2 protein-coding genes are annotated in these 7618 nt (G+C 42.1%); one reads left to right on the forward strand and one right to left on the reverse strand.

Features of this window, described 5'->3' with window-relative positions; all coding sequences use genetic code 11:
• Window positions 1-298 precede the first annotated feature (298 nt).
• Window positions 299-673 carry a response regulator gene (locus tag AC5JM2_RS06265; protein ID WP_495834042.1) on the reverse strand — a complete coding sequence of 125 codons (375 nt, stop codon included), beginning with the start codon at window positions 671-673 and terminating at the stop codon, window positions 299-301.
• Between the two features lie 836 nt (window positions 674-1509).
• Between AC5JM2_RS06265 and AC5JM2_RS06270 the strand changes: the two genes are divergently transcribed.
• The gene (locus AC5JM2_RS06270; protein WP_495834043.1) at window positions 1510-7401 is read left to right on the forward strand and encodes a translocation/assembly module TamB domain-containing protein; all 5892 of its coding nucleotides are present in this window, start codon (window positions 1510-1512) and stop codon (window positions 7399-7401) included.
• The last annotated feature ends 217 nt before the right edge of the window (window positions 7402-7618 follow it).

Below are 7618 nucleotides of genomic sequence, written 5' to 3' on the forward strand. Positions count from 1 at the left end.
TAACGCTTAATGGGACTTAGACAAAAAACACAGCTAAAAAAGCTTCAAACGTATATCCTAAAAGACTTTGACATTGTTTTACTTAGTTTGTTGATATATCTGGGTTTTAGGCATTTTTGGGTATTTGGTGTATTTTCCTTGCCCTGTAAAGATTTGAGGCTTGTTTTGACAGGAAAAATGTTTAAGTCCCGTTAACAAAGAAGGCTTAACGCTTAACGATTAACATAAACTGTACCTAGCTGAGCAAAAGTCAAATAGGAATCCTATATATTTCATTGTCGCCCATTTACTCAGTACCTTAGTTCCAACACGCATTGATGCGTGCAAGCAATCTATCCAAATTGATGGGCTTACGGATAAAATCATCAAACCCTATATCTAACTCTTGCATGGTAGTCATCTGTTGAGTACCCGTAATGAGCAGAATAGGAATGAAAGGTAACTTCTCATTTTGGCGGATACATCGGGCTAACTCATAACCGTTCATCTTAGGCATGATCACATCTGACAGGACTAAATCAGGTGGCGAAGCCTCTATTTTTGCTAAAGCGATACTCCCATTGTTGGCTATATCAACGTCGTAGCCCTCTTCTTCTAAAGCACTTTGAAGCAAAGCCAGATTGAGTTCACAATCGTCCACAATTAATATTCGATGAGGCCGAGATGATTGCATAGATGCACATCCTTAATTCATGCAGTGACAAAATTTTAGTATTTATACTCAGATGTATTGAGTTTGACAAGAAATCTTAACATTTCAATCATTTTTTAGATAGGTGATTAAAGTTTGATGACTTGCGACAAAGTCCAGAGTCAGAATAAAGCAACAACAAGTAAATTTGTTAAATTAGTGACCAGCTACCGACGCAGTTATCAAGGTTACATAACGAGATTTCTACGCCGACTGAAACACAGCAGTTTTAGAAGTGAGAGACTCTAACTCCCTTAATACCGTTTCACTTTAAGATTAATACAAATAGCCAGCAGTCAAGCAAAATTTTCTCTTGCAGGGGTAAATAATTGTAGAAAAATCATTTGTATCAGGCATATCATCAATTTTTGTATTACAAATCACAAGAAATCTTGACAACTGATAACTGATAACTGTTGAGTTGTGTGTTCAAAATAAGCTGGTTTATTGATTGTGAATCATGACGGTCATCACTAGAAAAGATGCAACTTCTAGGTGTTTTAGCTTAATTATTCCTTTTGATAGTTGCAAAAATACTTCTGTAGTCAGATTTTTGATCATAACTTTAATTTGTCCACAAAGATTACAGCATTTTACCCTATTTTCTCGCTATAGTCGTTTTCAGTATTGATGATGCAATTACAGTGGAGCTGTCACGTTTCACAAAACTCACAAAAAGTAGTTCCATAAACACGACAATTTCCAGTAACATAATTTTGTATTGTTTGAAAACCAATTTAAACTTATTTGACTAACCCTGAGAAACTGTAAATTGCTAATTTAATTACCCACTTTAACTAACAATACTGGTAACGAGTATGACGCGCTCTCCAAATTCAGAAAATGAACAAGAGCCTAAGAATCGTCGTTTGTGGCTCCTTCTGTTAGGACGTACTAGTATTGTTTTCGGAGTAATTTTACTAGCTGGAATTGCAGGTGGTGTTTTGTGGGCGAGGAACTATGTGTATAAAGATTTGGCACCATTAGTAGAAAAAAATCTTCAGCAACTGGTTGGAAGACCAGTGAAAATAGGAGCAGTTGAGCGATTTTCCCTTTCTAGCCTGAGATTTGGCTCACTTTCAATACCAGCAACTTCCACTGATCCAGACAGAGTTGCAGCAAAAGCTGTGGAAGTAGAGTTCTCACCCTTAGAAGTTATCTTCAAACGGACATTGGGGTTAAATGTCACTTTAGTTCAACCTAATGTCTACCTTGAACAAGATAAACAAGGGCGTTGGGTGACAACTCAAATTAAGACAGGAGAGGGAAAAAGTGTTATTCAAACTGAGTTGCAGACACTAAAAATTCAGAATGGCGATGTGGTGTTAGTGCCAAAATCAACACCAAATACACCCAAAGGTTCAGTTGCTTTAGATCAAGTGAGTGGAACTGCACGATTTTTGCCGAAAAATGAAGGAGTTACCTATGACATTGGTGCTCAACCAACCAGCGGAGGGACAGTTAAAATAAGCGGAGACACACGACTGAAATCACAACAAACGAACCTCAAGGTACAAACGCAGAATTTTCTAGCATCTGATGTTAGTCGATTAATTCAGTTACCAATTGTTTTGGAAGCAGGTCGTGTGGGTGCTGACTTAACGGTACAATTAGAGCCAGATCCCCAGCAAGGCAATAAGCAGAACATTGCGATTAATGGAACGGCTGTTGCTAATCAAGTCACGGCTCAAGTTCAAAAGGTTCCCCAAAAGTTTATCAATTCCAATGGCAAATTAACCTTCCAAGGGCAGACAATTACTCTAGAAAATCTCAGCACGAACTATGGCAAAGTTCCGACTTTGGTCAATGGATCTCTCAATACTCAAACAGGTTTCAACATTTCAGCCCAGGTAAAGCCGGTTAGTGCGAAAAATGTTCTCGATTCGCTAAAAGTGAATTTACCCGTTCCGGTTGCTGGAGAAATACAATCAAACATTCAGTTGCAAGGATCAATTCAACAGCCAATTTTGAGCGGAACAGCAAGTAACACAAAACCCATTCAAGTTGACCGCGTTGTATTTAAGACTATTAGCACTGGCTTTCGTCTAAGTGTATCTCAAACTGCATCTACTATTGCCGTTTCTAATCTGCAGATAATTCCTGCAACAGGTGGACAAATTACAGGTGGCGGTGAAATTCCACTCGCAGCTAATCCCCAACAAGCTGGAGCGAAATTTAACATTCAAGCTGAAGGAATTTCAGCAGATGCACTGGCAACTTCGTATGGCTTTACTCTCCCCACAACTATTGGTAATGTATCAGCAAAAGCTGCAATTTCTGGTTCACCAAGCGGTGGGAAACAACCTTTGGTGCTTGATATTGCCAGCGTTCAAGTAACGCCGCCAGCCGGAGGACAAGTCACCGCAAACGGTCAAGTTCAACTTGTCCCTCAAGGTAACGTTTCGTTAAATGTTCAAGCTCAAAATTTACCAGGAAATGCGATCGCCCAAGGTTATGGCGTTTCAGTTCCCTTCAATATTGGTGGTATCTCCGCCAACGCCAAAGTCTCTGGTTCTCTTGGTTCTGGTTCACTTGGTAAGCAGCCGTTACAAGTCAATATTGCCAGCGTTCAAGCCACGCCAGAAATCGGAGGCAAAATCACCGCAAACGGTCAACTTCAATTGGCACCTCAAGGCAGAGTTTCGTTAAATGTCCTAGCTCAAAATTTACCAGGTGATGCGATTGCCAAAGCTTACAAAGCTTCACCCAATTTTACCATTGGTAATATATCAGCAAACGCTAGGACTTTTGGCTCACTTGGTAATCTCCAAACAGTCGCACAGGTGCAAGCACCCACAGCCACTTATCCCACCACTGGGCAAGTTGTTGTAAATCAACAGGGTAATAGTATTCTCTTGCGAGATGCTGTTGCGAAAGTGGCAGGTAGTACAATTAGGGCGAGAGGTCAGCTAACACAAGGTCGCTGGCAAGCTTTTGTTAATGCACAGCAAATTCAATTGAATCGTTTTGCACAGGTACCACCCCAGCTTCAAGGGGGAGTCTTAAGCAGTCAGTTGAATTTATCTGGAACAACTGCTTCCTTTCAACCGTCAAACATTCAAGCTTCTGGACAAGCAAACCTCAGTGGTGTGGCAGGCGGTACGGTTAACGTCAGAAATATTAATCTTGATAACGGTCGCTGGCGGGCTTTTGTTAATGCACAGCAAATTCAGTTAAGCCGTTTTGCACAGGTACCAGCCCAGCTTCAAAAAGGAGTCTTAAACAGTCAATTGAATTTATCGGGAACCACCGCTTCCTTTCAACCGTCAACGATTCAAGCTTCTGGACAAGCAAATCTTAATGGTGTGGCAGGAGGTACGGTTAACGTCAGAAATATTAATCTTAATAATGGTCGCTGGCAAGCAGCTGCTAATATTTCTCAAGTTCAACTCAACCGTTTCTCCCAACAACTGCAAGGACGACTTAATAGCAACTTACAGTTAGCAGGAACAACTGAATCTTTTGCGCTTTCAAATATTCGAGTTGCAGGGCAAGTCGGCTTATCACAAGGGTTATCGCTGCTTGCACAACCAATCACAGCACAAGTTCAGTGGAATGGACAACAGATTATTCTTCAACGTGCAACTTCTCCCGGATTGAGTGCTAACGGTGTTGTTGCTGTTCAAGTACCAGAAACGGGTACACCTCAAGTGACTGGTTTCAATCTCAATGTCCAAGCGCGGAATTACAATCTCCAGAAAGCGAGCGGTAATCTTCCTGGTAAGATAGCGCTGAAAGGACAACTTGATTTTACTGGACAAGTTACAGGTACCCCAACAACTCCTAACGCTTCTGGAAACATCCGGCTGGAAAATTTAAATGTCAATAATTTAGCATTTGACCCAGTGTTAGCTGGGAATGTAAGATATCAGGGAGGGCAAGGAGGACAATTGCGACTGGCAGGTAGGCAAGACCAAGTTGCAGTTGATATTAGTCCGAACAATCGCCCAACTTCATTTTTATTCAGACGTGGTGAGGCAGTTGCAACCGGTAGAACTGAAGGAGACAACTTGCTCGTCAATGTGCGGAGTTTTCCTATCGCTCTTGCTGAGGGATTCATTCCTAACAATACGTTAAAACCCCTTGCAGGACAAGCATCTGCTAATTTAACCGTCAATCTTAATAACTATAGTGCGGTGGGAAATGTGGCGATCGCCAAACCCCGCGTCGGTCGAGTCACAGCAGACGAGTTTCGAGGTAATATCAGTTATGCCGATGGTGCTGCTAGCTTAACAAATGGTCAATTGCAGATAGGAGATGGCAGCATTGCCCTAAATGGAAATGTGCAAACAGGAAACAACCCTCAATTTAAACTCCAAGCTAACTTTGACCAAACGAAAATCCAAAGACTCCTAGAAGCATTCAACGTTTTTGACTTTGGGGATTTTGGTGGAGGGTTGCAAGGTCCAAAATTGGCGAGGGCAGAAGTTTTGCAAACAAAGCCTGTTACTTTGCCAGATGCAGATTTGCTAAAACAGCTAGAGTTTTTCTCAAAAATTGTCACCCTAATTGCACAACAGCAACAACAGCAAAATGAACCAACGACTTTGCCCACACTAGCAGAATTACAAGGTACTCTTAGTGGAGGAATTGAAGTCGCTGGTTCTTTACAGTCAGGGTTGAATGCTAGCTTTAATTTTGGTGGCAATAACTGGAAATGGGGCCAATACTCCATTAAAGATGTCATAGCCAGAGGCACTTTTGCAAATGGTATTGTGACATTATCACCATTCAGTGTGGACTTGAATCCAGGAGTTTTGGCTTACTCAGGACAATTAGGAACAGAACAACTGTCCGGACAGTTGCAAGTGACAAATTTACCTTTATCACTTGCACAGCCTTTCATAGACAAATTACCAGTTGATGTCACAGGGAATGTGAGTGCTGTCGCTACACTGGGTGGTAATTCAAAAGACCCCAGCGCGATCGGAGAATTGACACTGGTGGATGGTACGATAAATAAACAGCCAGTGCAGACAGGGCAATTAAATTTCAACTATGACAATGCTCGTTTGAATTTTGGCAGTACCTTGTTGTTAACTGGGACACAGCCTGTTAATGTTACAGGAAACATACCTTTTGCATTGCCCTTCGCTTCAGTTCAACCAGATAGCGATCAAATTAGGATCAATGCCAAAGTGCAGAATGAAGGCTTAACACTGTTAAACTTGTTTACCAATCAACAAGTCAGTTGGGTGGATGGTCTAGGGGAAGTTAATGTTGATATTCAAGGAACTTTAAAGCAGCCAATTATTAACGGAGTTGCCAGAGTCGATAATGCGACTATTGAAGCTCAAGCCTTAACTGAACCCTTGACAAATGTCACAGGAACGCTGCAATTTAATGGCGACACACTATTGGTTCAAGGTATTCAAGGGCAATACAATAAAGGTAACGTGACTGCTGCAGGAATTCTTCCCATTTTTGCAAATCGAGCAGCACAGCAGCAAGCTGCAACAAATCCCCTGACTGTGTCGGTGAACAATCTGAATTTGAAAGTTCAAGGGTTGTATCAAGGCGGTGTCACTGGTAATGTTGTCATTGGTGGAACAGCACTATCTCCTAATGTTGGTGGGAAAATTACGCTGAGTGATGGTCAAGTTGTCATTGGACAATCGAATACAGCCAGTACAAAATCATCAAGTGCAAAAAAGACAACCGATAATGCAATAAAGACTTTCACTGTCCAACAAACACAAACGGCACAATCTAACACACCTGATGGTACAACAACAACCTATGGCATAGAACCAGAAGGTACACAAGGTAACACCGCAGCCACCCCGACTCCACCAAATTTACCTGTAACGTTTAATAATTTACAGCTTGTTCTAGATAAAGGTATTCGTGTCTCCACTCAGCCGATACTCGGCGGGTTTGTACCAGGAGGGCAACTCAGTCCTTCTATACTCAGCTTTGACGCCAAAGGTGATCTGACTATCAATGGTCCATTAGCCAAACCTCGTCCCGAAGGAGTTATTCGTCTGACGGGAGGACAAGTGAACTTATTTACAACTCAGTTTACCTTAGAACGGGGCTACGAACAGACTGCAGAATTTACACCTAATCGAGGACTCGATCCCGAGTTAGATGTCCGGCTTGTGGCAATTGTACCAGAGGCAAGCGGGGCAACGAGTAATCGCATTTTGACCTCTCCTTTTTCTAGCGAAATTAGTGATGTTTCTGCAACTAACTTTGGGACTTTACGTACTGTTCGTGTTCGCGCCACAGCAACAGGACCAGCGAGTCGATTGTCAGCTGGTAATCTGGAACTAACTAGCGAACCTAGCCGCAGTGAAGCAGAAATTATTTCTCTGTTAGGCGGTTCTATTATTAATAGCTTCGGTCAATCAGACGCAACAACTGGAATTGCTACCCTAGCTGGTTCTACTATATTCGGTAGTTTGCAAGGAAGTATCACTGCGATCGGACAGGCGATCGGCTTTAGTGAATTTCGTATCTATCCTAGCTCTGTTTCTAAGCAGAGCAAAAATGAACGAGAAGCATCAAATTCAGTTCTCGGTTTGACAGCAGAAGGTGTATTTGATTTAAGTAAGAATTTCTCCGTTTCCCTATCGCGGGTTTTCTTAACCGATGAGCCTTTCCGTTATAACATTATCTATCGAGTCAATGATGATGTTCTTGTACGAGGTTCAACAAGTTTCTCAGACGACAGTCGTTTGCAACTTGATTATGAGACACGGTTTTAACTTGATTGTCCTCAGGTTCGTAGAATCCCTTTCCGCCGACAACACCGGAGGGTAGGGGTGGGGTGTAGGGGTGTAGGGGTGTAGGGGTGTAGGTGGCTTACGTTGTATTGACGGAGTTTTTTATATTCATTACACCCTTAACCTCCTCCTATTTCTTCCCCCTACCCCCTTATACCGTTTCACTTTAAGGTTGATACAAATAGGCAGCAGAGGAGCA

The organism is Brasilonema angustatum (assembly GCF_059505445.1).

Excerpts from the sequence above, each read along its gene's own strand:
- AC5JM2_RS06270 (WP_495834043.1), top strand. The coding sequence starts at position 1,510 with ATGACGCGCTCTCCAAATTCAGAAAATGAACAAGAGCCTAAGAATCGT.
- AC5JM2_RS06265 (WP_495834042.1), bottom strand. The coding sequence starts at position 673 with ATGCAATCATCTCGGCCTCATCGAATATTAATTGTGGACGATTGTGAA.